This window comes from Prosthecochloris marina (genome assembly GCF_003182595.1).
GTDB classification, from domain to species: domain Bacteria; phylum Bacteroidota; class Chlorobiia; order Chlorobiales; family Chlorobiaceae; genus Prosthecochloris; species Prosthecochloris marina.
Map to the genome: position 1 here is coordinate 142,664 of NZ_PDNZ01000002.1, position 24,108 is coordinate 166,771.

General features: G+C 47.2%; 22 protein-coding genes. 10 read left to right on the top strand and 12 right to left on the bottom strand.

Annotation, left to right across the window (positions count from 1 at the left end; genetic code table 11):
• Window positions 1–95: 95 nt before the first annotated feature.
• Entirely contained in the window at window positions 96–800 is a 705-nt protein-coding gene (locus CR164_RS02795) for a murein L,D-transpeptidase catalytic domain family protein (protein WP_110022674.1), read from the bottom strand.
• Window positions 801–1,117: 317 nt separating this feature from the next.
• Window positions 1,118–1,834, bottom strand: a complete 717-nt coding sequence (locus CR164_RS02800) for an SIMPL domain-containing protein (protein WP_110022410.1) — start codon at window positions 1,832–1,834, stop codon at window positions 1,118–1,120.
• A 115-nt stretch (window positions 1,835–1,949) separates the two neighbouring features.
• Here CR164_RS02800 and CR164_RS02805 point away from each other — a divergent pair, with 115 nt between their 5' ends.
• Window positions 1,950–2,846 carry a DUF4412 domain-containing protein gene (locus tag CR164_RS02805; protein ID WP_110022411.1) on the top strand — a complete coding sequence of 299 codons (897 nt, stop codon included), beginning with the start codon at window positions 1,950–1,952 and terminating at the stop codon, window positions 2,844–2,846.
• A 104-nt stretch (window positions 2,847–2,950) separates the two neighbouring features.
• On the opposite strand, the gene CR164_RS02810 is transcribed toward CR164_RS02805, so the two are convergent.
• Complete coding sequence (locus CR164_RS02810; protein ID WP_110022412.1) at window positions 2,951–3,628, bottom strand: hypothetical protein; 678 nt, start codon at window positions 3,626–3,628, stop codon at window positions 2,951–2,953.
• Between the two features lie 172 nt (window positions 3,629–3,800).
• Between CR164_RS02810 and CR164_RS02815 the strand changes: the two genes are divergently transcribed.
• A complete protein-coding gene (locus CR164_RS02815; RefSeq protein WP_110022413.1) occupies window positions 3,801–4,289 on the top strand; it encodes a rhodanese-like domain-containing protein in 489 nt (162 codons plus the stop codon).
• 71 nt (window positions 4,290–4,360) lie between these two features.
• Here the strand turns inward: CR164_RS02815 and CR164_RS02820 are convergent, their stop codons facing one another.
• Window positions 4,361–5,011, bottom strand: coding sequence for a YukJ family protein (locus tag CR164_RS02820; RefSeq protein ID WP_110022414.1), 651 nt, complete (start codon window positions 5,009–5,011; stop codon window positions 4,361–4,363).
• 304 nt (window positions 5,012–5,315) lie between these two features.
• On the opposite strand from CR164_RS02820, the gene tkt reads away from it, so the two are divergent.
• The gene (gene tkt / locus CR164_RS02825; protein ID WP_110022415.1) at window positions 5,316–7,322 is read left to right on the top strand and encodes a transketolase; all 2,007 of its coding nucleotides are present in this window, start codon (window positions 5,316–5,318) and stop codon (window positions 7,320–7,322) included.
• Between the two features lie 22 nt (window positions 7,323–7,344).
• Entirely contained in the window at window positions 7,345–8,139 is a 795-nt protein-coding gene (pgl, locus tag CR164_RS02830) for a 6-phosphogluconolactonase (RefSeq protein ID WP_110022416.1), read from the top strand.
• A 47-nt stretch (window positions 8,140–8,186) separates the two neighbouring features.
• Here the strand turns inward: pgl and CR164_RS02835 are convergent, their stop codons facing one another.
• The 4 genes from CR164_RS02835 to CR164_RS02850 all read right to left on the bottom strand — a co-directional run bounded on the left by CR164_RS02835 (window position 8,187) and on the right by CR164_RS02850 (window position 11,759).
• Window positions 8,187–9,380 carry a protoporphyrinogen/coproporphyrinogen oxidase gene (locus CR164_RS02835; RefSeq protein ID WP_110022417.1) on the bottom strand — a complete coding sequence of 398 codons (1,194 nt, stop codon included), beginning with the start codon at window positions 9,378–9,380 and terminating at the stop codon, window positions 8,187–8,189.
• A 43-nt stretch (window positions 9,381–9,423) separates the two neighbouring features.
• Window positions 9,424–9,981: a gamma carbonic anhydrase family protein gene (locus tag CR164_RS02840; RefSeq protein ID WP_110022418.1), complete on the bottom strand. Its 558-nt coding sequence runs from the start codon at window positions 9,979–9,981 to the stop codon at window positions 9,424–9,426.
• Between the two features lie 162 nt (window positions 9,982–10,143).
• Window positions 10,144–10,923, bottom strand: a complete 780-nt coding sequence (locus tag CR164_RS02845; RefSeq protein ID WP_110022419.1) for a PhzF family phenazine biosynthesis protein — start codon at window positions 10,921–10,923, stop codon at window positions 10,144–10,146.
• A 65-nt stretch (window positions 10,924–10,988) separates the two neighbouring features.
• Complete coding sequence (locus tag CR164_RS02850) at window positions 10,989–11,759, bottom strand: SDR family NAD(P)-dependent oxidoreductase (protein WP_110022675.1); 771 nt, start codon at window positions 11,757–11,759, stop codon at window positions 10,989–10,991.
• 328 nt (window positions 11,760–12,087) lie between these two features.
• On the opposite strand from CR164_RS02850, the gene lptB reads away from it, so the two are divergent.
• From lptB to CR164_RS02880, 6 genes are all read left to right on the top strand, one after another.
• Window positions 12,088–12,822, top strand: a complete 735-nt coding sequence (gene lptB, locus CR164_RS02855; protein WP_110022420.1) for an LPS export ABC transporter ATP-binding protein — start codon at window positions 12,088–12,090, stop codon at window positions 12,820–12,822.
• A 24-nt stretch (window positions 12,823–12,846) separates the two neighbouring features.
• Window positions 12,847–15,495, top strand: a complete 2,649-nt coding sequence (locus tag CR164_RS02860) for an AAA family ATPase (RefSeq protein WP_110022421.1) — start codon at window positions 12,847–12,849, stop codon at window positions 15,493–15,495.
• A 129-nt stretch (window positions 15,496–15,624) separates the two neighbouring features.
• On the top strand, window positions 15,625–17,136 hold the full coding sequence (locus CR164_RS02865) for a B12-binding domain-containing radical SAM protein (protein WP_110022422.1): 1,512 nt from the start codon (window positions 15,625–15,627) through the stop codon (window positions 17,134–17,136).
• A 17-nt stretch (window positions 17,137–17,153) separates the two neighbouring features.
• Complete coding sequence (locus tag CR164_RS02870; RefSeq protein WP_110022423.1) at window positions 17,154–18,566, top strand: HD domain-containing protein; 1,413 nt, start codon at window positions 17,154–17,156, stop codon at window positions 18,564–18,566.
• A gap of 135 nt (window positions 18,567–18,701) precedes the next feature.
• Window positions 18,702–19,064 (top strand): YtxH domain-containing protein, encoded by a 363-nt coding sequence (locus CR164_RS02875; RefSeq protein ID WP_110022424.1) that lies wholly within the window; start codon window positions 18,702–18,704, stop codon window positions 19,062–19,064.
• Between the two features lie 25 nt (window positions 19,065–19,089).
• Window positions 19,090–19,884, top strand: a complete 795-nt coding sequence (locus tag CR164_RS02880; RefSeq protein ID WP_110022676.1) for an alpha/beta fold hydrolase — start codon at window positions 19,090–19,092, stop codon at window positions 19,882–19,884.
• Between the two features lie 7 nt (window positions 19,885–19,891).
• Here the strand turns inward: CR164_RS02880 and aroA are convergent, their stop codons facing one another.
• From aroA to CR164_RS02900, 4 genes are all read right to left on the bottom strand, one after another.
• Window positions 19,892–21,196 carry a 3-phosphoshikimate 1-carboxyvinyltransferase gene (gene aroA / locus CR164_RS02885; RefSeq protein WP_110022425.1) on the bottom strand — a complete coding sequence of 435 codons (1,305 nt, stop codon included), beginning with the start codon at window positions 21,194–21,196 and terminating at the stop codon, window positions 19,892–19,894.
• 75 nt (window positions 21,197–21,271) lie between these two features.
• Window positions 21,272–21,469, bottom strand: coding sequence for a 30S ribosomal protein S21 (gene rpsU / locus CR164_RS02890; protein ID WP_110022677.1), 198 nt, complete (start codon window positions 21,467–21,469; stop codon window positions 21,272–21,274).
• A gap of 26 nt (window positions 21,470–21,495) precedes the next feature.
• A complete protein-coding gene (locus CR164_RS02895) occupies window positions 21,496–22,095 on the bottom strand; it encodes a hypothetical protein (RefSeq protein WP_110022426.1) in 600 nt (199 codons plus the stop codon).
• Window positions 22,096–22,498: 403 nt separating this feature from the next.
• On the bottom strand, window positions 22,499–23,872 hold the full coding sequence (locus CR164_RS02900; RefSeq protein WP_110022427.1) for a pyridoxal-phosphate dependent enzyme: 1,374 nt from the start codon (window positions 23,870–23,872) through the stop codon (window positions 22,499–22,501).
• Window positions 23,873–24,108: the final 236 nt, after the last annotated feature.

Below are 24,108 nucleotides of genomic sequence, written 5' to 3' on the forward strand. Positions count from 1 at the left end.
TTGAAGAGAACGCTCAATGGTACATCCAGAGTTCCTTCCCGGTACCTCCGAGAAAACTTTTCGGTGGTACCGGGGCAACGCATCCTCCGGAAACATTATGCAGGATCGTGAAGGGCAATGTCAGGATTGAGCAGGTCGGAGCGGCCGACATAGTTTTGATTCCCTTTATAGATAAAAAGACAGGACCCGCCTTTTATAAGATCGATCACCTGCCTGTACTGCGAAAAAGGCAGTGCAGGACATCCCAGACTTCTTCCAAGGCGACCGTGCTGCCTGATAAAATCAGTGGAAACATAGTCCGCACCATGAATAACGATATTGCGCACCAGCGCATTATCATTGATACCCTGCTCAAGCCCTCTGAGCCTCAATGAATAACCATGCTTCCCCTGATAGGTTCTGTCGGTCACAAAAAAGCCGAGACTGCTTTTAAACGATCCCGGCACATTGGAAAACTTGACTGCCAGATTCTGACCGCTGTTTTTACCGTGCGCAACCAGCGAAGATGTCAAAAGACGGTTTCGGTCCATGTCGATAACAAACAAGCGCTTTTTAACGGAAGGCTGATTATAATCGATGATAGTGAGCACTTTGTCGTTTTTCAACTGACCTTTACTTTTCAAGGTGTAATACCCGACCATAGCCTTCTTGAGGACTTTATAGTCAATGTTGTTTCTTAGTTCAGGGATGCGATAGAGAGTCTGGATAGTGGAGGAAAGCTCCTTTTGCGAAGGAACACAGTGTGCATTGAGAGGTGAAAAAACAAAAAACATTACAAGGCAGATGAGTCTTATCGCCATATGATCTTCTCCTTTTCTTCGTTTCAGTAGATTAAGCACATAGAAAAAAGCAAAAGCCGTCGCCATAGCTATCTATGCCACAGCGTAAAGTCTTTGTGCCTTTCTCGGTCATGGAACAAAAATATCCCTCATACCGAATCAGTTATTCCGCACTGCGAAGCCCACTTATTAATTTGCACACAAAAGAGGTCGCGATATATTTCAGGTATGATACTGCACGTATAATGATATGCATGAAATGTTAACAAAGAAGATACTTTTTTTTCTTTATTTCAAGAAACATTTAGTCCAAGAGGAACTTCTTAGCACTTTCAAGTTTACTTTCCGACAAGTGACCACCGGCAGTGCACCGAGACATTGACATCCTGTTCACTCGGAAAAATTTCAGTTGGAACCGTTGAAGACAAGGCTTTTTCTGCCCTACCTTGGGCCATTCCATGCACAGGGTAGACAGGATTATATTCATGCTGCATATCAAGGAGCTTTCCCAGAGACAGACCAGATGCCATCGCCATAATCTGCGCATCTTTTTTTGCGTTTTCTACTGCCTTAACCAGAGCTTCGCGTCGCTTTTTCTCATATTCCGAACTGGTAAACCTTATAATCGGTATCTCGTTGGCCCCTGCCCGAACAGATGCATCAATCACACGGCCAACATCATCAAGATTCTTAACAATAACATGAAGCACATGCGTAGCAACATAGCCTTTAAAATTTCTCTTTCGGGTTGAATTATTCCATTCCCATTCTTGGCGAATTGAAAAAGATTTTGTTCCAGTATCGTTTATACTGACGCCTACAGCTCTCAATGCCTGTTGAACGGTCTTGTGCTTTTTTGCTGAAAGTGCTGCCGACTGTTCGGCCGTCCGGGCCCTATCGATCAACTGGATCCGAAGCTCTGCCATGTCTGGCTTGACCGAGACTGTCCCCTGAGCTGAAACTGTTACAGCAGAATCTGCAGCATAAAGAGGTAAAGCAAAAGCCGAAAACGTAAAAAAAAGGATTATTGAAGAAAAAAAAGACATCTTATTCATGATCTTTTCCGATTACACGTATTCATTGATATGTATGATAGACCTGACTAAAATAGATGCATTTTTGTAAATTACCTCCCTTATAATTTCAGGAATAATCAAATCTGTCGTCATCATGCGTAAACTAATCCTGCTTTTTGTGATTACTCTCTTTCAGCTTTCCCTTCTTTCTGCCTGCCAGCAGAAAGCAGAAGAAAAAGCACAGGAAGGTGTTTCATCCGACAAACCTGCCGCACCCCTGGCGGAAGGCTTGTTCAGAAAACAGTTCGAGGGTATTCTGCATATGCAGCTCTCAGCTCCTGAAGGATCTCAGAACGGCAAACTGTATATCTCGAAACACGGCACACGGTTCGAAATGGATCTGGCCGATCCGGCAACGGGCACCGTCATGCTTCATCTTGTAACCTTGACCCCTGCCGATGAGCCAAACCTGTTGTATACGCTCAACGAAAAGGAAAAAACCTACAGCGTCCTGGACATGAACGAGTTCGAAGATGAATTCGATACGATGGTTGAAGAAACAGAAAAAGAAAACTACAAGGTTGAACAGCTTGGCACGGAAATCCTGCATGGCTATACATGCAAGCATGTTCGCATCACCGACGATCACGGTGAAACCGAAATGTGGCTGACGAAAGACCTTATCAGTGCTGCCGATTTCGCCCGGCTTCAGCCGGGAGGGAAAAAAGGTTCGGCAGCGTTTGACATCCGCCTGAAAAAAGCAGGCCTCGAAGGGTTTCCGCTCAAAGTTCTGGACAAAGAATCCAACACAACCATGGAATTTGTCAAGATTGAGCGGAAAAATCTCGACAAATCATATTTCGAGGTTCCCGGCAGTTACACAAAAAAAGAATCTGCCCTGCAGATGATGGTCCCGCAGATTTCCGATGAGGATATGAAACAGCTTGAACAAATGCAGGACATGATGAACGAGGAGAATATGAAAGAGATGGAAGAGATGATGAAAAGCATGCAGCAAAAGTTCGAGGGCATGCAGATGCCCGGCCAGTAACCCCGTCATCGAGAATAAAAAGAGGCTGTCTCAGAATCATAACTGAGGCAGCCTCTTTTTTATTGCGATCACCATCATGACCAACCATTCATAATGCCATTTCCTTACGTTGTCAACTCACCCGCTTCATGCAAACCGACAATATCCCGGTAAGCCACACAGACCGAACAAATGCTCAGAGGTATGGTCACCAGTAAGCCGATCCCCAACGCGAGCACCCCGAGCAGGTTGACCACGAAAAGCAAAAGAAAAAAAACAAACAGAGAAAACCAGTTTTTCGTCACGATCTGCCGGCTCGTCTCCATAGCCTGCCAAAACTCCATGCGGTAATCGACAATCAGCATGGAAACGAACATGTAACTCACCGCAAGGTATATGCCCGGCAATAGTAAAAGAGCAAAACCGATACCGACAAGAATACCCGAAACAATACCTGCCAGCACAAGAGGCAGAAAATAGTTGAAACCCTTGAAAAAATCCCCGAACTGAACTTCACGGCCCTTGAAAAGCATAAAAATCACAACGATAAATCCAGCATACAGCGGGGAAATAACGGCTGTTGTGGCAAGAGGACCTATGAAATCGAGCCTCGAAAACAATCCGATCACAACAAAAATAATCACACTGAAAACAATGAATTCACCGGGGCGGGACTTGAAAACTTCCCAACCCTCTTTAAGATATTTCGAAGGGTCCACCTCGTAGCCATCCTGTATCAGTTTCTCGAACGTGTTCGGGTCCACTTTACGTCCGAAGTCGAACGGCTGTGCTCCTTGTTCCATAAAAACCTCCCTTGAGTTTTCACTGGTCGATATGCATTATCAAAAACCACACTTTCAAGATACACAGGATTTTTCTTTTGCGGTGTTTCAGACCTGCAAACAACGCGGCACTTTCTCCAGGCCATTGTTGTTTTCATAAAAAGCAACCTGTTTCACAACGGCGGAAAACATCATGCTCGGAAATATTATCAATATGCAGGGTGCTCTTGATGCGACAGAAAGCATGATCGAGAAAAGTTATCCCGTTCCTCTGATCTCAGCCGATGAACTCTCGAAAAGGCTGAAAAAGAAGGAAAACATCCTGCTTTTCGACACTCGTACATACGGGGAATACGCAAAAAGCCATATCGACGGAGCGGTGCTGTTACCGCCAGAAACCCCGACCAATGATTTCATCAGGGAACACGGTGGGCTGATCAGGGAAAAAACGGTAATCTTTTACTGCTCTGTCGGTCAGAGAAGTTCCAACTATCTCAACAGGGTTTACAAGGCATGCAAGGCTGAAGGCGCAAAGGAATGCTATAACCTTCGAGGCGGTATATTCCGCTGGTATAACCAGGGGCACCCTGTCGTCAACGAAAATGGCGAAACCGACGATATCCATGGCTATAATCCTCTTTGGGGTATGATGATCGAAAAAAGGAATACAAGCCGAAAGTAGGCTGTTCTCTGCCAGCAGTCACCACCCCCGGCATCATGGTCATTCGGAAAAGAATTCCGCTGTACCCGACTTCAATCGTCAGGATTCGGGCTTACGAATGGCAAGGGTTTTCCCCGGTCATCGGTACGGATAGCCTGCGTTTTAAACTTGCTGAGAAAAATCCTCACAGACCCGTCACCTCGCAAGCCGGCCACGGCACCGTCCTGCCAGATACCGTTCTCCCTCGACCAGCGGCTCTGTGGAGGATCACCCTGGTTCTGATGCACGTTATGTACTCCTTTTCCCCTCCGGAACGGCTCTCCAAAAACCAAAAGCTTGACAGAACCTTCAAGCACCAGCATGAGATCGTCGAAAGCGTCATGACTTGCACCATGCTTCCAGGGCAAGCACTCGCCACCGGCATTCTGACACAGAGCCACCGGCTGCAGCTCTGGACTTCTCAGGTAATCGAGCGCACCCGATCCCGGCTCCGACCTGAGATAGTGCCAACCGCTTTCGAGAGAGACAAGCCCCCGCATATCACTCTTGCCCAGTTCGATCATCTTCCAGTGAAGACCGTCATGCTGATTTTTACTGTCAAGATCAACGGCACAGCGGTAAAGACCTTTTCGGGTTTTCACCCGAATATTGCAGTGATAATATTCATTCTTGCTACGGCCATCATCGCATTCATAGCGGTGAAGCTTTCCGATCAAAACACCGTAGCCGTCGATCAGCGACATGGACAAGCAGACTTGAGTTATTCTTTGAAAGGTGTTACGGCCTCAAATTACTCATCCTCTGTTTACAAGACAACCCTGAGAGCAATTGTTTTCCCCAGAAGACCATGGAAAGAAAAATAATTCATAATGCCCTGGTGCTCAGGATTAAATCCCCTTATATACTACATTATGTGAGTCAGGAATGAGCATTTTGAGTCCATCCTGCCAGTTACTGAAAATCGAATCCGTCGAGACGGGGCCTGCACGGCATGAAACACGAAGCGGTGCGTCCCTGACGACAACAATTCCTCTAAAGGAGCAATTCATGCATACTGATCCAATCGACCAGCTGGCTATCAATACTATACGCCTGTTAGCAGTTGACATGGTGGAAAAAGCGCAGTCAGGACACCCGGGCATGCCGATGGGAGCGGCACCCATGGCATACGTGCTTTGGACGAAACTCATGAAGCATAACCCGGACAACCCGGAATGGCTGAACCGTGATCGTTTCGTACTTTCAGCAGGTCACGGCTCGGCTCTCCTTTACAGTCTGCTCCATCTGACCGGGTACGATCTTTCAATTGAAGACCTCAAACAGTTTCGCCAGTGGGGTAGTAAAACACCTGGTCACCCTGAGTACGGCCACACCCCGGGCGTCGAAACGACAACGGGCCCCCTCGGGCAGGGATTGTCAAATGCTGTCGGTATGGCAATAGCAGAACGATACTGTGCCGAACGACTGAACAGACCGGGAATGGAATTGATCGATTACAATACCTACGTCATTTGCGGCGACGGCGACCTGATGGAAGGAGTCACATCCGAAGCCGCCTCCATTGCCGGGCACCTGAGACTTGGCAAGCTTATCTGCCTCTATGACCACAATAGTATATCCATTGAAGGCTCAACCGATCTCGCATTTACGGAAAGTGTTCATCAGAGATTTGAAGCATATGGCTGGCACGTAGAGAATATTGACGGCAACGATACAGAAGCCGTAGAATACGCAGTTAAAAAAGCGCAAGAGGTTTCAGAAAAACCCTCGATGATCATTGCTAAAACAAACATCGGGTTCGGCAGCCCGCACAAGCAGGACAGCGCCGCCTCGCACGGAGCTCCTCTCGGCGGGGATGAAGCCGCAATAGTCAGAGAAAAATTCGGCTTTCCCGAAGGAAGTTCATTCCATGTGCCTGAATCCGTAACCGCCCACCTGAGCAATATTCGCGAGAAAGGTACCACTGCTGAAAAAAGATGGAACGAGCTCTACCAGGTATATAGTGAAAAACATCCCGACCTGGCAGCTGAAATGAATACCATGCTGCATAATACATTGCCTGACGGCTGGGAAAACCTCCTGCCGGAATTCAGTCCTGAAGAAAAACTGGCTACACGTAAAGCCTCCTCCAAAGTACTGCATGCAATCGTGGGTAAGCTTCCATTTCTTGTCGGTGGCTCCGCAGACCTTGCACCCTCGACCGGAACCGAGGTCAAACACGCCTCTGATTTCGCTTCCGGGAACTACGGCGGAGCAAATTTCCGTTTTGGCGTCAGGGAACATGCCATGGGAGCCATTATCAACGGCATGGCCCTCTCTCGAATGCTTATCCCTTATGGGGCGACCTTCCTGGTTTTCGCGGATTACATGAAACCGGCACTGCGACTCGCCGCTCTCATGCAGATCCCCTCCCTTTTCATTTTCACCCACGACAGTATAGCGGTCGGTGAAGACGGCCCGACACACCAGCCGATCGAACAACTTGTCATGCTGCGTTCGATCCCCGGGCTGACCGTACTCCGGCCTGCCGATGCTCAGGAAACAAAAGCTGCATGGCAGATCGCGCTGACACATAAAAAACCAACAGTCCTTGTTTTTTCAAGGCAATCACTTCCTGTACTCGATCCGCAGACCCACCCTGTTGCCGAAGGAACCCCGAAAGGAGGTTATGTACTTTCGGAGTGGAGTACTCCTTCGACCGGAGGAAACCGGCCGATTATACTCATCGCAACCGGTTCCGAAGTCCACCTTGCCCTTGAAGCTCAACGAGCCCTTCAGCAAGAAAAGGTACCGACAAGAGTTGTCTCTATGCCTTCAAGGGAGTTGTTCGAACAGCAACCTGAAACATACCGTAACAACGTTTTACCTTCGTCCATCCGCAGGAGAATAGTCATTGAAGCCGCTTCACCTTTCGGGTGGGATAAATATGCCACCGACGAAGGCATCATTCTCGGCATCGACCACTTCGGCGCATCGGCACCGGGAAGCACCGTTCTCAAAGAATATGGATTTACTGTCGAAAACGTTGTAGAAGCAGCAAAAAATCTGCAGTAAGCACCATATAGATGCACACACCATGCTGATTACAGGAACTGAAAAAAGTACCGTTTCAGATGCCGCGGCGTATATAGCCAACCGTATTTTCAGAGCTATCGACAGCAACGGGTTTTGCTCGCTTGTACTTTCGGGGGGAAGTTCCCCCCGAAAGCTTTACCGCCGGCTTGCAGAGGGAATTCCCCCTTCCATCATGCAAGAAAAGGGTTTTTCCTTCCCCGAAAATGCGGTAACCCGAACACTCGATACCACTTCGGTCCGTCTCCCCTGGCAATCGATAATGCTATTCTGGGGTGACGAGCGTTGCGTACCGGAAAACCATCCTGACAGCAATTACAGAATGGCTCATGAATCGTTGATAGCAACAGTTCCTATACCGGAAAGGAATATATTTCCCATGCCTCACGTCAGCGAAAATTACGATGTAGCAGCCACTCGCTATGAGCAAGAGCTTAAAAACTTTTTCGACAAACACGGCAAGAACCGCCAAAACTCTTTTCCGGTTTTCGACATAGTTATTCTTGGAATGGGACCCGATGGTCATACTGCATCACTCTTCCCGGGAGACACGGATGCCCTGGAAGAATCAAACCGGTGGGTTATCCCGATCTACGCACCTCAGGGATCTCCTCCCGGATATCGGCTGAGCTTGACATTGCCGGTCATCAACAACGCACGTACAGTAGTTTTTTTCGTAATGGGAGAAAACAAAAAAAACATGGTCAGCGACATAACTGCGGGTTTGAAGTCGAACCTTCCTGCAGGAATGATCAATCCGAAAGACGGCAAGCCTGTTTGGTTCTACAGCCCAGAGTAAACCCCTGCTATTTTCGAAGATTACCGCTCAGGCAGACAAGCGGAGAGTCAGAGTGCTTTTTTCAAACGACTGCTTTCACTCAGGGAACGGGAAACACAATCCTCGATAGCCATTCCACCGAAATAATTACCGGTGAGAAGAAGGTTCTTCCCGGCAAGCAAGCTGTTCATCTTTTCCAACCACTCCCGATGACCCAAGCGCAACGAAGGAACCGTGTTCAGGACCGTATGCTTATGAATGATCTTGCTCTCGCTGATGCCGAGAACATCGGTGATTCTGCGCATTTTTGTCTCATCGCTCTCTCCCGGCTTGAAATGAAAGGCAAACCCCCTGTAGTTATCGTCAGAAACCGTGTCACGGGACACCGCAGAGAAGAAAATATCGTTTGGCGAAATGATCGCAGCAACGGGTTTGATCGAGAGGTCGCGTTTATTGATCACAACCCCGACGGAATCAACCGTTGCAGCCTTGAGTGAACCGAGATGTTTTGAAATATCGGGTTCGATCGTTTGAAGCAGATGTGAAGAAACCGCCGAAGGTGTTGCAAGAGCAAGCGTAGTAGCCGAATGAGTAACGCCTGCTTTTGTCGTGATGGCATAACTGCCGTCGATTACCTCTATGCCGGTAACTTCCTGATCGGTAAAAACATTGATTCCCTTGCTTTTTGCAATTGCTTTTGCGACAGACTGCAGCCCTTCCTTGAACGTATAATTCTTCAACACCTCTTTTCGTTTGGGTCTTGACTTAAACATCATGTCCGCAGGAAAATCATCGGTCGGCTGCGAAGGAACAGCATTGAAGAAATGGCTGAGTGTGTTGTTGTAATTGTTGACCCCAACGATTTTAGAGTAATAGTCACGAACGCTCAACCCCTCCTTTTTGAGAGAGAAGATATTTGGAATGCTTTTGAGAGCCTCGAAAATATTGAGCGCCGAGAAAACCGATTTGAGCTGCTTATCGACCAAAAGTGTAAAGGGAACCTTCTCACGGGGAATAATCGAATCGGTAAGATTACAGGCATCGACAATGTCCAGAAGGTTCTGATATGAGTTATAACAGGTATGAGCTCCGAGCTCGAACCAGAAATTCGCGTTATTGCCTGTGTAACGGTGAGAGCTGAACGATCCCCCCGGATTGTCGTTTTTTTCCAGCAGTGTCGTTTTGAATCCCGCTTTCGCTGCGTAAAAGGCAAGGCTCAATCCGCTGATGCCACCGCCGACAATAACCACATCACTTTTCATTATATGCCTGTTTGAAAGATGTTATCGAAAATTGTGATGCAATTTACTTAAATTCAACCACTTCACCATGGCCTTTCCCATCATACCCCCCTTCACGATAGTTCTGTACATACCGGACATAATTCTCGGGTGATTCGTCGATCGTTTCACGTTCAACGTCGGTAATGGGCCGCACGACCTTTGCAGGAATGCCGGCCACCAGCATGCCAGAAGGCACTTTAAACCCCTGCCTGACAAGCGAACCTGCAGCGACAACCGAGTACGGTTCGATGACACAATCATCGAGCAGCACAGCCCCCATACCGATAAGCACATAATCTTTCACCGTACAGGCATGGAGAACTGCACCGTGTCCTATGGTGACATTGCTTCCGATATTGAGCGGCCCGGTATCATGTGTTACATGCAGCGTGGCATTGTCCTGAACACTTGTTTTTTCACCGACCCGTATCGGACAGACGTCCCCGCGAATAACCGTGTTGAACCAGACGCTTGAGTGTGCACCGATGGTCACATCGCCGATAATACGGGCGCCATCGGCAAGAAATACAGATTCATGAAGATCCGGATATCTGCCTTTATAGGGTAATACCGTTACCATGCTTGAAATCAGTTTGAAAATTGAAAAAAGCGGCATCTCTTTTTCGAGTTACCGCAACAATTTTGCCACTCCTGTCGAAACAACCAAAAAAATTCACCTTTTCGAGAACAAACATCCAAAAGAAATCCGTCATAAGTTCAACGAGTTATGAGCATCCTTTTTTCATATCGTTATCGTTCCTGACAGATAGGTTACCGCTCGCCCCCCGATCGAGACTCTCGTATCGTTATCCACGCAAAACAACTCGCCTCCTCGCTTACTGAGTTGGAAGGCATGAAGGTTTTTCTTGCCCAGACGCTTTGCCCAGTACGGTACAAGTGTACAGTGTGCCGAACCCGTAACAGAATCTTCAGCAATCCCGGCGCTTGGTGCAAAGAATCGTGAAACGAAATCGGAGTTTTTCCCGGGCGCAGTCACAATCATCCCGAAACCTTCGAGCTTCGCTATGGCATCCAGATCGGGATCGAGATTCGTTACAGTATCCTCATCATCAAAAACAACCAGCAAATCACGTGAGACAAGAACATCCGCCGGTGAAGCATCGAGCATGGAGCCAAGCCCATCAGGGAATGTACATTTTTCAGGTTTTCGGGAGGGAAAATCGAGAAACAGCAGATTATCCTGTCGTTCCACCGATAAAGGCCCGCTCTTGCTCATGAATTCCACACGTTCTGAATCACCGTCGGCCCTGCTGAAAATGACATGCCCGCTGGCAAGTGTAGCGTGACCGCAGAGATCTATTTCCAACACAGGCGTAAACCATCGCAGCTCATAATGGCCTGCCCGACGGACGAGAAATGCCGTCTCGGGGAGGGCATTCTCAGCAGCAACCGCTTGCAGAACATCGTCTTGCAACCACTCATCGAGCAAGCACACCCCTGCCGGATTGCCGGCAAAAACTTCGGCAGTGAATGCATCGACATGATAGAATGGAACGTTCATCTTTGTTTCTTTTTGAAGAACATGGAACCGGCAAAACGGATGACGGACGCACCGAAAAGGTGATGTTATTGGGCGGTGTAGCCACCATCTATGACAAGTTCACTGCCGGTAATGAATTTGGATTCTTCGGACGCCAGATAGAGCACGCCGTAAGCGATATCGTCAGGCTCCCCGACATGACCGATCGGGTGCTTGCTGTCAAGATGCGCCCTGAAAGCAGTCGCTCCATCCGGCGAATCCTCGGCAAGTTGCTCGACAAGTGGTGTCCAGATAAAACCCGGATGCACAGAATTGACCCTGATGTTATCCCTTGCATACTGCAGAGCATCATTTTTGCTCATCAGTCGAACAGCCCCCTTGGATGCATGATAGGGCGGAAGATCGGCCGCACCGACAAGCCCGTAAATGGATGAAAGGTTTACAATGCTCCCTCTACCAACTCGCATCATATAAGGAACGACATATTTTGTGCACAGAAAAACCCCGGTTACATTCACGTTTATGACTTTTTCCCACTCCTCCCTGGTAACTTCGTGGGTAGGCCTGTTCGCCCCGGCGATACCGGCATTGTTTACAAGCACATCAATAGCCCCGAACACATCGGCAACACCGGCAAAAACATTCTCGACATCACTTTCGACAGAGGTATCGAGATGCCAGTATTTCGCAATGCCTCCTGACCGTTCAATTTCTTCCGCCACGCGCTGCCCCTCATCATCCGCTATATCCGTTACAGCCACTTTCGCGCCTTCTTCAGCCAGCAACAAGGAGATTGCCTTTCCTATCCCGAATGCCCCTCCTGTCACAACAGCAACTTTGTTTTCCACTCTTTTCATGATATCACCTCTTGTCTTCGAATTATATGATAGGTCACCTGTTACGTCGCTCATTATATACGTAATACAGATTATCTTTGGCTTTCCAAAACACTCATCACGATACTCCTTTACAAACATGCCATGAATAAAAAACGGACGAAGTGAAAAAAACATATCGAATCTGCCCGGTAAAGCAACCGAAGTGCAGCCGAAAAGGAAAGAGCATGCCGCACGAACCCAGTGAAGTTAAACCTGCGAACATCTCAGGAATCTCTTATATTGATGAGCGGTCGGCATTCAACACATTCGACAGGAAAGCATAAGGAACGTATAGCAACGTAACGGTATGGTATCGACACTGAGCTGCAGCAAGCTGAAAAAAATCTACAACAAACGTGAAGTTGTCAGAAGCTCGACCCTGGAAGTAAAACAGGGAGAAATTGTCGGGCTACTGGGACCGAACGGTGCAGGAAAAACCACCACGTTCTACATGATCGTCGGCCTCGTCAGACCGAATGCCGGAGATGTTTTTCTCGATGATCGCAATATCACCGATCTGCCCATGTACAAACGGGCCCGGTTCGGTATCGGTTACCTTCCCCAGGAAGCCTCTGTATTTAGAAAGATGTCTGTCGAAGACAACATTCAGAGTGTTCTTGAATTTTCTTCCCTTTCAAAAACAGAGCAGAAGGAAAGAACCGAAGAGATGCTCGAAGACCTGAACATCACGCATATACGCAAAAGCATGGGCTACGCTCTTTCAGGCGGGGAGCGGCGCCGGACCGAGATAGCTCGGGCGCTTGCTCTCGACCCGAAATTCATACTGCTTGACGAACCGTTTGCCGGCGTCGATCCGATCGCTGTCGAAGATATTCAGGAAATCGTCGAAGGACTCGTCAAGCGTAACATTGGAGTGCTCATTACCGACCACAACGTCCATGAGACCCTTTCCATCACCAATCACGCCTACCTGCTGTTCGACGGAACGATATTTATAAAGGGGACCCCCGAAGAGATCGCAGCCAACCCTGAAGCAAGAAAGGTTTATCTCGGAGAAAAATTTTCGCTTGACCGTTATTGAGTTCCCAACCCCTGCTATAGAGCGATGATTCCGAAAAAACTCACTATCAGCAATTTCCAGAGCTACGGTGAAGAACCGCAGGAACTCGACTTTGAACGTTTCAGGATAGCCTGCCTGACTGGAGCCAACGCTGCCGGAAAATCGAGCCTCATTGAAGCGATGGGTTGGTGCATTTGGGGAAAAGGGCGCACGGGCAAAGAGGGACTGATCAACGAAAACGCCGATGAAATGCAGGTATCCTGCGTTTTCGAGACAAGCGGAAAAACTTACAGAATACTCCGTAAGGCAACAAGAAAAAAAAGCGGTGGAACCACCGAGCAGGTTGATCTGCATATCTTCGACCCTGACGCCGATGTTTTCCAGAGCCAGAATGAAAATACACTTCGTCTTACACAGAAAAAAATTCTCGATCTTGTCGGGCTCGATTATGATGGCTTCATCAGTTCTTCATTCATAAGCCAGGGACGATCAAACGAGTTTACCCTCAAATCTCCGAAAGAACGCAAGGAAATCCTGGCACAGATCCTTCGGATTGATCGCTATGCTGTTTTAGCTGAAAAGGCAAAGGAGAAAGCACGAACAATCGGCGAGGAAATAACCTATCTTGCCGGCAGAATCGGCACCTTGCGTGACGATCTTTCCCTCACCCCGACGTTGCGAGCCGAACTGAAAAAGAAATCTTCAGAATCGAAAATAGCCGAAAAGGAGCTCACCACATGCGTTTCGTCATGCACCGAACTTGAACAACAGTTGACGGCCATAAAAGGGCTGGAACTTGAACAGAAAGCGCTCAAGGCTCAGTTGGCCAGCATTGATTCCCGCAAAGAAGAACTTGTCGTCCGCAGCACGAAGCTCCGGGAAGAGGAAGCTGAATTGCGGTCACTGGTCGACAGCAGAGACACTATCGAACAGAATATCAGAAAGTTCAACGAGTTGAAAAAAGAGCTCTCTGCTCTGGAACATATCTCAAAAACCATAGGCAAGCTCCGCCAGGAAAGTATACGAATAGAATCGGTAAAAGCGCTCAAAACACAAAAAGCGTCACAAAAGGTTGAAACCATCGAAACAGCCCTGCACACTTCCGATTCAAACCTGAAAGCTCTTGCGGAAAAAATAGAAAATCTGCAAGCCGACCGCCGGATTCTGCAACAGCTGCGTGATGAGCAGAGACTACTGGAAACATCGGCCAGAAAGCTCGAAGAGGAACTCGATGGAAAAGACCACTGCGTTCGTTCGCTCTCTCAGCTTGAAAACCGCATACAAACGCTGGTCGAAAACCTCGAAGACATCAAAAAAAAGGGACTGGAATTCAAAGGTATTGAAGGCACAATCTGTCCGCTCTGCCACTCGACGGTCAATGAAGCCCATAAAGAAAAGGTGCTTGAAGAGTATCGTATTCAGTACAGGAACATTGAAAAAGAGCTTGCAGACAACAGGATTGAAAAAAAACAATTCGAAGCCCTTTGGCGCGGTTTGGAAAAAAAACAGCAGGAACTCAGCGCACAACAAAAAAGGCTTCAAACCCTCCATTCCAAACGTTCTGCGCTTGATGAACGGTTGAAACAGCTCGAAGAACTCGACGCAGCATACACGCAAACTGTAAAAACACGGGAAACCCATACTGAAGATCTTCTGAAAACCCGTAAAGCTCTCACATCGGGAGCCATTGCAACCGAGGAACTCCGAAAACTTTCAGAGATCGATGCAGAGATAGTTTCACTCGGCTACAGCCCCGAAGTGCACAACGCTTTAAAAACCGAGCTGGAAACCCTTTCGGATGCAGAAAACCGTGCAGGGGCACTGGGCATGGCAACATTGCGCCTTGAAAAGCTGACCATGGAACATGAAACCTGCAGGCAAAAACTCGATGCCATTGAAAACGAGAGAAAGTCACTGCAAAGCCGCTTTTTCGAAATAGTTGACCTGCTTGAAGGTAAACCGGAACTGACCAAAAAGTTCGAGAGAACAGTGCAAGAGAAAAAAACAGCGGAAAATAAACTGCGGCAGCTTCTGGTTGAAAAGCAAACCTTGAAAAAAAGCCTTGACGATCTTGCTGAAAAGGAAAAACAGAGAAAAAAATTATCCGCTGAACTCGGCGGAAAAGAAGAGATAAAAAATATCCTCACCATTCTGCAGGATGCTTTCGGCATCAAGGGCATTCAAAGCCTCCTGATTGAAAATGCTGTACCGCAACTCGAGGAACAGGCAAACAGCATTCTCGGCAAGCTCACCCAGAACCAGATGGCATTTGAAGTCCGTACCCAAAAACAGCGTATCAATAAAAATATCACCGAAACCCTCGAAATAGCAATTTCAGATTCCCAGGGTGAAGTCAGGGACTATGAAAGTTTTTCAGGGGGTGAAAAGTTTCGTATTGACCTGTCACTCAGAATAGCCCTCTCGAAACTTCTTTCGATACAAACAGGTCATGGCCTGAAGTTGCTTGTCATCGACGAAGGCTTCGGTACCCAGGATGAAGACGGACTTGACGCAATCATAGATTCAATTCATCGTATTACCGACGAGTTTGAAAAAATTGTGCTCATCACTCATCTTGAAAAATTGAAAGATGCGTTCGAGGTAAAAATCGTTGTGTCCCGTCAACCCGAAAAAGGCTCCACGTTTTCCATCGTAACGGGAGACCGAACACTGTCCGAACCGGAATACGCATGAGTTGCTGCATCATGTGCCTCCGTTTCTTGCTTTCTTTCATCTTCACCCAAGGAACGAACTGTATGCTTTTCAGGTTTATCATTATTTAGCCATTGCACAGCTTCACTCTCTGAAACGATCTACGTAAGTATGAATATACTGCTCCTTTATCCGGAATTTCCTGACACTTTTTGGAGCTTCAAGCATGCTCTGAAGTTTGTAAGCAAGAAAGCATCTCTTCCTCCCCTCGGTCTTATAACGGTATCAGCCATGCTGCCAACCGAATGGCGAAAAAAACTGGTTGACCTGAATGTTTCCAAGCTGACACAAAAGGACATCGAATGGGCTGATATCGCGTTCGTCAGTGCGATGGGCGTGCAAAAAAAGTCGGCAAAACAAATCATAGCACGCTGTAAGAATGCCGGTCTCGAAGTTGTAGCTGGAGGTCCCCTCTTTACTTCCGAACCGGAGCAATTTCCGGAAGTCGACTATCTGGTACTCAACGAAGCAGAACTTACGCTCCCTCTTTTTCTTGAAGATTTTGCTCAGGGTATTGCCAAAAAAGAGTATCGGTCGAACGGCTTTCCCGACGTCAGAACGTCACCGGTACCACAATGGGAACTGCTCAACATGAAGAAATATGCATCGATGGCGTTGCAGTTCTCGAGAGGCTGCCCCTACCAGTGCGATTTTTGCAATGTCACAACTCTTTTCGGACACAAGATCCGGATTAAAAGCAGCGATCAAATCATCCGGGAACTGGAAGCCATGTATGAAAGAGGGTGGCGCGAAAGCATATTCTTTGTCGATGACAATTTCATAGCGCACAAGTCTTATCTGAAAAAGGATCTTCTACCCAAGCTTATCGAATGGCAGCAGTCGAAAAAAGCGACAACCAAGTTTTACACTGAGTGTTCGATCAACATTGCCGATGATCAGGAGCTCATGGATCTTATGGTCAAAGCCGGGTTCAATCAGGTCTTTATCGGCATTGAAACGCCCAATCACTCGGCTCTGGAAGCATGTGGAAAACAACACAACACATCAAGAGACATGCTTGCGAACATCAAGCGAATTCAGCGCAAAGGACTCGAGGTACAGGGAGGGTTCATCGTCGGGTTCGATGCCGATACCCCCTCTATTTTCCAGCAGCAGATAGAATTCATCCAGAACAGCGGAATCGTTACCGCCATGGTCGGACTGTTACAGGCCCTACCGGGCACAAAGCTGTATGAGCGAATGAAAACCGAAGGCAGGCTCTTGAGCAGTTCAAGCGGTGACAATGTTGATAATACCACGAACATTGTTCCAAAAATGGATATTGAAACGCTCCGTAAGGGGTACAGAGATATGATGAATTATCTGTATTCCCCGAAAAACTATTACCGCAGAATCAAAACACTGTTGATCGAATACAAACCACCGAAGTCAAAATCCCGTTTCCGCCCTGGACAACTGGTTGCTCTTTTTCGATCCATGGTGGTTCTTGGAGTCATCGGCAAAGAACGGTTTCATTACTGGAAAATGCTCATCTGGACACTTTTCAAGCAGCATCAATCACTGTCCCTGGCGATAACGCTTAGCATCTACGGTCATCATTTTCGAAAAGTCTGTACATTACACCTGAAAACCGAAGAACATCCCGCGACCTCGACAGTATAATGCAACAATAACCCTTCATGATTTCCGATAACTTGCTTTTTTGCTCAGATGGGGGGTTTATTCGGCTCCCTGTATGGGGCCATATTCCACTCAATACACCTTTAAAAAAGATTTTGGCGCATCCTACCTTTCTTCGCCTGAAAGGTATACGACAACTTTCGTTTGCCCAGCAAGTCTACCCCGGAGCAAATCATACCCGTTTCGAGCACTCTATCGGTGTCTATCATCTCATGAAACTTATTCTGCAAAGGATTGTAACCAATCCCCTTGCAGAAAGTTTACAGGGAGATGCCCTTATTTTCGATGACCACACCTGCAAACTTCTTCTTGCTGCCGCCCTGCTTCATGATATCGGGCACTACCCGCACGCGCATGTTCTTGAAGAACAAGCTCCTGTATATCGAAACAAACCTGTCTTCAACGCTCATGAGTCCTTGATCGAGAGATTTCTTTTTGAACACCATGACGGTTTTTCATCCATAGCGGAAATCCTTGAAGACCAATGGCAGGTCAATCCTCATGAAGTTGCAGATATTATCGCGGTAAAAGGATCCGGCAGGTTTAAAAAACTGATAAGCGGCACACTCGACCCCGATAAAATGGATTATCTGATGCGAGACGCCCATCACTGCAACATCCCTTACGGCAGCATCGATATCGAACGGCTTATCGAGTCCTTCGTCCCCGACCCTGGACGGGGACGTTTCGCCATTACCGAAAAAGGTATCGCACCTCTCGAAAGCCTGCTTTTCACCAAATACATGATGATGCGCAATGTCTACTGGCACCATACCAGCCGCACCTTTGCAGTCATGTTGCGTAGAATGCTCCAGGATGCAGTCGATGAATCAGCAATTTCACCTGAAAAGCTAAGAACGCTTTTTTACGATAATTCCGATGACCAGGTGCTCCATGAGCTCACGCGTCTCCATTCCTCGTCATGGCCTCCATCGGGCGAACTCCTGCACAGCATCATACAAAGAAAAATATACAAACGCTCTCTTACGCTTTGCCCCTATCATAACGGGGCAAATGAGCCTGTCACCTGGATGTTCGCCTATACAACCAACCACAACCTTCGCAAGAAAAAGGAAATTGAGATCTGCAAGATGCTCAACAAGCACTACGCTCTCAGGCTGAAGGGCCATGAAATACTTATCGACCCGCCCTCACTCAAAGATGTTTTTGATTACGCCGATCTTCGTGAACTCAGGATCTTTCCTACCCGATATGAACACCTGAATGATTCCCGTGCGACTCGGGAACGTTATATCCGATTCGACGATTTCGGCGAATCGGTATTCCTCTCGGACTTTATCCTCTCGTTTGAACGGTACACAAAAAAGTTCAGACTTGTCTGCCAGGAAAATCTCTGCGAGAGAATACTGGAAAACAAAGACATGATATTGGAAATACTGCATGAAGGATGATATACAGTAGTCGTCTCTTCATACTTATTTTTTTAAATTAAAAAGCAAAAGGGCACCCCGAACAACACAAAAGCCATAATTACAACCGCTTTTTTAAAACCGCGGTGCCTTGCCAGTCAATTAAATAAATGCAGCATGGACAATCAGGACAACTACTATAAGGGACTATTCTACGGCGCTGCTCTCGGTGCGGCCATCGGAACCGTCATGGGCTTGCTTTTTGCCCCGGACAAAGGACAGGAAACACAACGGATAATCACCGGTAAACTGCGTCGAGCCCTTGACATGGCAAGCGACAAGGCAGCTGAATTTTACGACGTCGATGAAAATGGTGAAATCTATGACAACGAAGCACGAGAACGCTCGAAAGAGATCATAGAAAATGCGAGAGACGAAGCCCGCAAGATCCTCAACGATGCAAACACCATTCTCAAGGAAATAAAAAATCAGGCGAAAAGCGGTGGCGGACACACTAAGTCAAGTGACCCGCACGGATAAAAAAGACACCCCAAAAAACAATGTCATGCTGAGCTACAAAAGCATCCATCTTGATTCCACAGCCTCTTCGGCTTGTACAGTACTTCTGCTGCATGCTTTTCCGCTTTCATCCGAAATGTGGGCATCTCAGCTCTCTGCACTTGAAACAGGAGGAATTCCCGCTATTGCTCCTGATGTGTTCGGTGTTGAAGGTTCGTCACAAAAAAAAAGCTGGAATTTTCGTGATTACATCGAAGAAATTTCTTCATTACTCTCGATGTTGCACATCGAGAGAGTAACTGTCGTGGGGCTCTCGATGGGCGGGTACCAGGCATTCGAGCTATGGCAGATGTTTCCGGAAAAAGTTTCTTCAATGGTACTTTGCGACACCAGGGCGGAACAGGATAACGAGGACGCTCTTGCCAACCGCCGTGACTTTATCGCCGCTGTCAGAACACATGGCCCTGATGAAGCTGTCTCCAGAATGCTGTCGAATGTATTCTCCCCCGAAACCTATACAAAAAAGCAGGATGTGGTCGATTTATTCAAACGAATCGTCACAAAACAGTCTGGTGACACCATAGCAGCAACAATGCAGGCAATTGCCTCGAGGGCTGATTCCGTCGAATCTCTTGCTACCATTACCTGCCCGGTCACGTTCATTGCCGGCAAAGATGACAAACTGACTCCTCCATCGGTTGTAGCATCCATGCACAGACAAATACCCGGATCAACCTTGCATCTCATACCGGAAGCAGGGCACTTTCCGAACATGGAACAGCCCGACCGATTCAATGCCCATCTGCTCGAACACCTCAGGCTTATCGGGTCAGGAGCATGACAACCAGTTAGTGCTCCAGACTCTCGATGATCTCGAAAAATTTTGGAAAAGAGACGCCGATAACCTCGGAATCTGAAATTTCGAGTTCTGCAGGAAGTACTTTATCGGCTATCGCAAAGCTCATCGCTATACGATGGTCATCGTAGCTCTCGATGGGCACCACACCATTCACTGTATTGCTTTGGCCGGTAATGGCAAAACCATCGGCATATTCATCACAAACAAATCCGAGACGCTCCATGTTGTTGACCACCGCGCTGATTCTGTCACTTTCCTTCCCACGAAGTTCAGCTGCATTGTGCAACTCAAATTCGCCAGTGGCACATGCCGAAAGCACTGCGAGCATCGGTATTTCATCGATCACATTTGCAACCAGAGCCGGATCACTTATCCTGAGCGGATTCATGGACGGGCTGTATCTGACCAGAATATCCCCTATCTTCTCTCCTCCTGCCAGACGAATGTTTTCCAGCTGAATTTCCGCCCCGGCCTCATCGAGAACAGTGAGATAACCGGTACGTGTGGGGTTCAGGCAGACATCGCGAAGAAGAATTTCAGAACCGGGACTCAAGAGACCAAGAGCAATAATAAAGCATGCTGCCGAAGGATCTCCCGGAATATGGAAAGGTTTTGCTGCAACACTCGTCCGGCCGGGAACAATAATCTCCTTCTTATCTTCGGAGAGTTTTTTAACCTGCAGCCCGAGCATAACCTCCGTATGATTTCTCGAGCAGAGATTCTCGACAATACAGCTTTCTCCATCTGCATGCAGGGCAGCAAAAGCCACAAGTGATTTCACCTGTGCAGAAGGAACTTGTAACTCATACCGTAACGGCCGCAGTTCAGCAGACCCCTTTATTACAACCGGAGCGGTGTTTTTTGGAGAAAGCGTTACTTCCGCCCCCATCAAACGTAACGGTTCGGCAACACGGTGCATCGGCCGCTTCATCAAAGAGCTGTCCCCAACCAGAACGCTCTCAAAAGGCTGAGCGGCAAGAATTCCGGCAAACATCCTCATAGTACTACCCGAGTTACCGCACATCAACTCACTTTGCGGCCTGGTGAAGCTCCATAAACCGTTCGAATGAATAACAACATTCCTGACAACAGTTCCGTTATCCTTGGTTATTTTTTCCTGCCTCACAGTAATACCACAAGCCTGTAGCACGCCAAGCGTTGACTGATTATCGAAACCAGCTGAAAAATTCGATATTTCGGTGGTCCCTTTTGCTATTGCACCTATGAGTGCGGCTCGGTGAGATATTGATTTATCCGGCGGGAGGGTACTGACTTCTCCTTTATAGATTTTCATGAACTCCAACTTGATTAAACAAAAAAGCAACCCCCAAAGGAGCTGCTTTACCTATCATATCCTGATTATCTCCGATCAGGAATTACGCTCTTCGTTCGCTCTTTGAGCTCTGCGCTTACTCCTTGAACGTTTCAAACGGCCTTCAATTGAAGGTTTTACAAAATATGCTTTCTTACGAAACTCCTTCAAAACACCGGCACGCTCATATTTTTTCTTGAAGCGCTTGAGCATTTTGTCAATAGACTCGTTATCATTCGACTGTACGCTTACCAACTTTTTCACCTCCTTGCAAGTATTTGTTATCGTTTTAATTTCAGTTTTAAAATTTCCGTCAGGGACTCGTTCTGGCCAGGCTTACCCTGGCTTACCTGTACATTTTCAAGCAGCTGTTTTTTTCCGCTTTTGATAAACTCCACAATAATGACATGGGCACCACTTCCTGTAGCGTTTTTTTCGCGGACAACCCCCACCTCATCAAGTGACTTGTGGTAAACAGCGTCTCCCTGAGCATAGATGCCATGAGGAGAATACAACTGACAATCTTCAGGATTAAGTTCCTGAAGATTCAACTCCTTATCTATCTGAATCTGCCACTCCTTGAGCAAATACACCTGATTACATGATGCACACCTTATCCAGTACTGGTTCTCGGCAGCGGACTGTACCTCGCCTTCCTCTGTTTTTTTCTTTTCGGATTTTTTCGAGGTGGAAGTGCCGAGAACATCATAATTCTTCGGTTTATCGCTTGGTTTCCATTCACCGACAAAAACCTTTTCGGTCAGCTCTTCACAGCCTTCGCAAAAACAGGGCTTTATCTTCCCCTCAAGGATATATTGTCTTTTTTTCGATTCAACTACCGGCGCCTGCCGCTCAGTATTTACAGTCTTTTCGGAAGCCATACCTGTTTATACCATGTTTCCTTATGGAAAATGAAAAATTGGACGGTTATGTTCAGAGCACCAAATAGATAGTGATTTTGGTAATATGCGTTTAGGATTGCTTAGATAAGTAAATCTCCCCAAAAAAACAACTACATAATTAGAATGAAAGACGTAACCCATTACATTTCATGTATATATAACAACATAAACAATACGGCACTTGCAACGCTGGTAAGCAATCTCAAAAGGGTGCCATTTTTCATGTTTTGAACAGACGATCGTTTGTAGTTCAGCTGCCCCTCACGGTTGTTATCCCCGGACTTGACCAGGGAAATCCGTCTTTTGGCGAAAGTCCCTACGGATGCCGTATCAAGTCCGGTATGACTCTTCTATAGTGTCTATGGTTTGATTTGACAACATGCTATTTATGTGTTAGTGCCTCGATCAAATCGGATCTGGTAAGCAGTTGAAAACTTCCATCCGAAAGGGTGATCAGAACTCCGGAAGTGCTTTCCTGCAGCTTTTCGGATAGTTCGGAAATGGTTGCATCCGAGCTGCATACTGGAAAAGACTGTTCCATGTAACCGACAACTTTGGAATTCATCGCTTCGTCATTCTCGATCAGAATGGACAGAATTTTATTTTCACTGATGCTTCCGATTGCCGTGCCATAGGATACTACCGGCACCTGGGATACATCATGCTGACGCATCATTTCAAAAACCTCGGAAAGAGTGTGTTCAGGATGAGCACAGATTAGCTCCTTTCGGGTTTTGAGACCGACAATTCCTTCGGCTGTAATTTCATCTTTCAGGGAAGAAGCTTTCCTGTAAAACCCTTTTTGTTTCATCCATTCGTCATTGTACATCTTACTGAGATAGTAGCCCCCATAATCACTCAGAATAACGACGATTTGCGCACTTTCATCCAGAAGAGCACCTGCTCTCATCGCGGCAAAAAGTACCGCACCGGAAGCCCCACCTGCAAAAAGCGCATCGGTACGCAACAGCTCACGGCCACAATTCAACGCATCCCTGTCGTTAACCTGGACAATATCATCAATAACGGAAGCATCCCAGTATTTCGACTCCCACAAGCCACCGATCTCTTCAAGCTCATAAGCAGCTGCTTTACCTGCACGGCTTGAATGCAGCAATTCACGGTAGATTGAACCCTCGGGTTCGACACCTATAATTTTGATATCGGGACGTTTGGCTTTCAGAAAACGGCCGAGTCCCGCTATCATCGCTCCTGAAATAACCGGAACAAAAAGATGGGAAACTCCGCCTTCGGTCTGTTCCCAGATTTCAGGGCCGGTTTCCTCTATATGCACATTGCGGTTACGCTCATGCTCATACATATTGGCAAAAAAAGCATGCGGAATGTTCCGAACAAGATTTTCCGCAACATTCACGCAACTCCTCGGTTCACCGGGAAGAGCATCGGAGGGGGTAATGACGATTTCAGCCCCCAGAGCCTTGAGCACCTGTTGTTTTTCCCGGGAAATTTTATCGGGCACAACAAGCAATATTTTATACCCTCGCGTCACGGCAGCCATTGCAAGGGCGATACCGCTACATCCATAGGTCCAATCGACAAGTGTCATACCTGGCTTTACAAGCCCCTCCTTTTCGGCATGATCGACAATTGAGTTCGCAACACGACAGTAATGTGTTCCGGAGGGATTCAGAAACTCCACTTTCGCCATAATGCGTGGCTTGATGTGTCGGGTCGAACGATTGATCAGCACCATCGGGGTGCTGTCTGTCCTTGAAAAAATGTTTTGCTGCCACATATACGGTAGCGGGAGTTGATTTGATATTAAAGACGAAGTGCGCCTTTACAATGTAATGGACTTGAAAAACAAGAACAAAATATGTTTTTTACCTTAAAGAATACCTCGTATTACAGGCCATGAACGTTTCGATAGTACAGCAAGTCACGCGAGAAAACCGGAGAGTTTCGATTTTTGGGGAAGCCTGCACACAATTGTCAGGACCTGGTAATACAAGAGAGAAATCCAAAAGACGC

Excerpts from the sequence above, each read along its gene's own strand:
- CR164_RS02865 (WP_110022422.1), top strand. The coding sequence starts at position 15,625 with ATGAATATACTGCTCCTTTATCCGGAATTTCCTGACACTTTTTGGAGC.
- CR164_RS02880 (WP_110022676.1), top strand. The coding sequence starts at position 19,090 with ATGCTGAGCTACAAAAGCATCCATCTTGATTCCACAGCCTCTTCGGCT.
- CR164_RS02795 (WP_110022674.1), bottom strand. The coding sequence starts at position 800 with ATGGCGATAAGACTCATCTGCCTTGTAATGTTTTTTGTTTTTTCACCT.
- CR164_RS02800 (WP_110022410.1), bottom strand. The coding sequence starts at position 1,834 with ATGAATAAGATGTCTTTTTTTTCTTCAATAATCCTTTTTTTTACGTTT.
- CR164_RS02810 (WP_110022412.1), bottom strand. The coding sequence starts at position 3,628 with ATGGAACAAGGAGCACAGCCGTTCGACTTCGGACGTAAAGTGGACCCG.
- CR164_RS02840 (WP_110022418.1), bottom strand. The coding sequence starts at position 9,981 with ATGGTAACGGTATTACCCTATAAAGGCAGATATCCGGATCTTCATGAA.
- aroA (WP_110022425.1), bottom strand. The coding sequence starts at position 21,196 with ATGAAAATCTATAAAGGAGAAGTCAGTACCCTCCCGCCGGATAAATCA.
- CR164_RS02870 (WP_110022423.1), top strand. The coding sequence starts at position 17,154 with ATGATTTCCGATAACTTGCTTTTTTGCTCAGATGGGGGGTTTATTCGG.
- CR164_RS02835 (WP_110022417.1), bottom strand. The coding sequence starts at position 9,380 with ATGAAAAGTGATGTGGTTATTGTCGGCGGTGGCATCAGCGGATTGAGC.
- CR164_RS02815 (WP_110022413.1), top strand. The coding sequence starts at position 3,801 with ATGCTCGGAAATATTATCAATATGCAGGGTGCTCTTGATGCGACAGAA.
- CR164_RS02845 (WP_110022419.1), bottom strand. The coding sequence starts at position 10,923 with ATGAACGTTCCATTCTATCATGTCGATGCATTCACTGCCGAAGTTTTT.
- CR164_RS02820 (WP_110022414.1), bottom strand. The coding sequence starts at position 5,011 with ATGTCGCTGATCGACGGCTACGGTGTTTTGATCGGAAAGCTTCACCGC.
- CR164_RS02860 (WP_110022421.1), top strand. The coding sequence starts at position 12,847 with ATGATTCCGAAAAAACTCACTATCAGCAATTTCCAGAGCTACGGTGAA.
- CR164_RS02900 (WP_110022427.1), bottom strand. The coding sequence starts at position 23,872 with ATGTGGCAGCAAAACATTTTTTCAAGGACAGACAGCACCCCGATGGTG.
- CR164_RS02875 (WP_110022424.1), top strand. The coding sequence starts at position 18,702 with ATGGACAATCAGGACAACTACTATAAGGGACTATTCTACGGCGCTGCT.
- lptB (WP_110022420.1), top strand. The coding sequence starts at position 12,088 with ATGGTATCGACACTGAGCTGCAGCAAGCTGAAAAAAATCTACAACAAA.
- CR164_RS02895 (WP_110022426.1), bottom strand. The coding sequence starts at position 22,095 with ATGGCTTCCGAAAAGACTGTAAATACTGAGCGGCAGGCGCCGGTAGTT.
- CR164_RS02850 (WP_110022675.1), bottom strand. The coding sequence starts at position 11,759 with ATGAAAAGAGTGGAAAACAAAGTTGCTGTTGTGACAGGAGGGGCATTC.
- tkt (WP_110022415.1), top strand. The coding sequence starts at position 5,316 with ATGCATACTGATCCAATCGACCAGCTGGCTATCAATACTATACGCCTG.
- CR164_RS02805 (WP_110022411.1), top strand. The coding sequence starts at position 1,950 with ATGCGTAAACTAATCCTGCTTTTTGTGATTACTCTCTTTCAGCTTTCC.
- pgl (WP_110022416.1), top strand. The coding sequence starts at position 7,345 with ATGCTGATTACAGGAACTGAAAAAAGTACCGTTTCAGATGCCGCGGCG.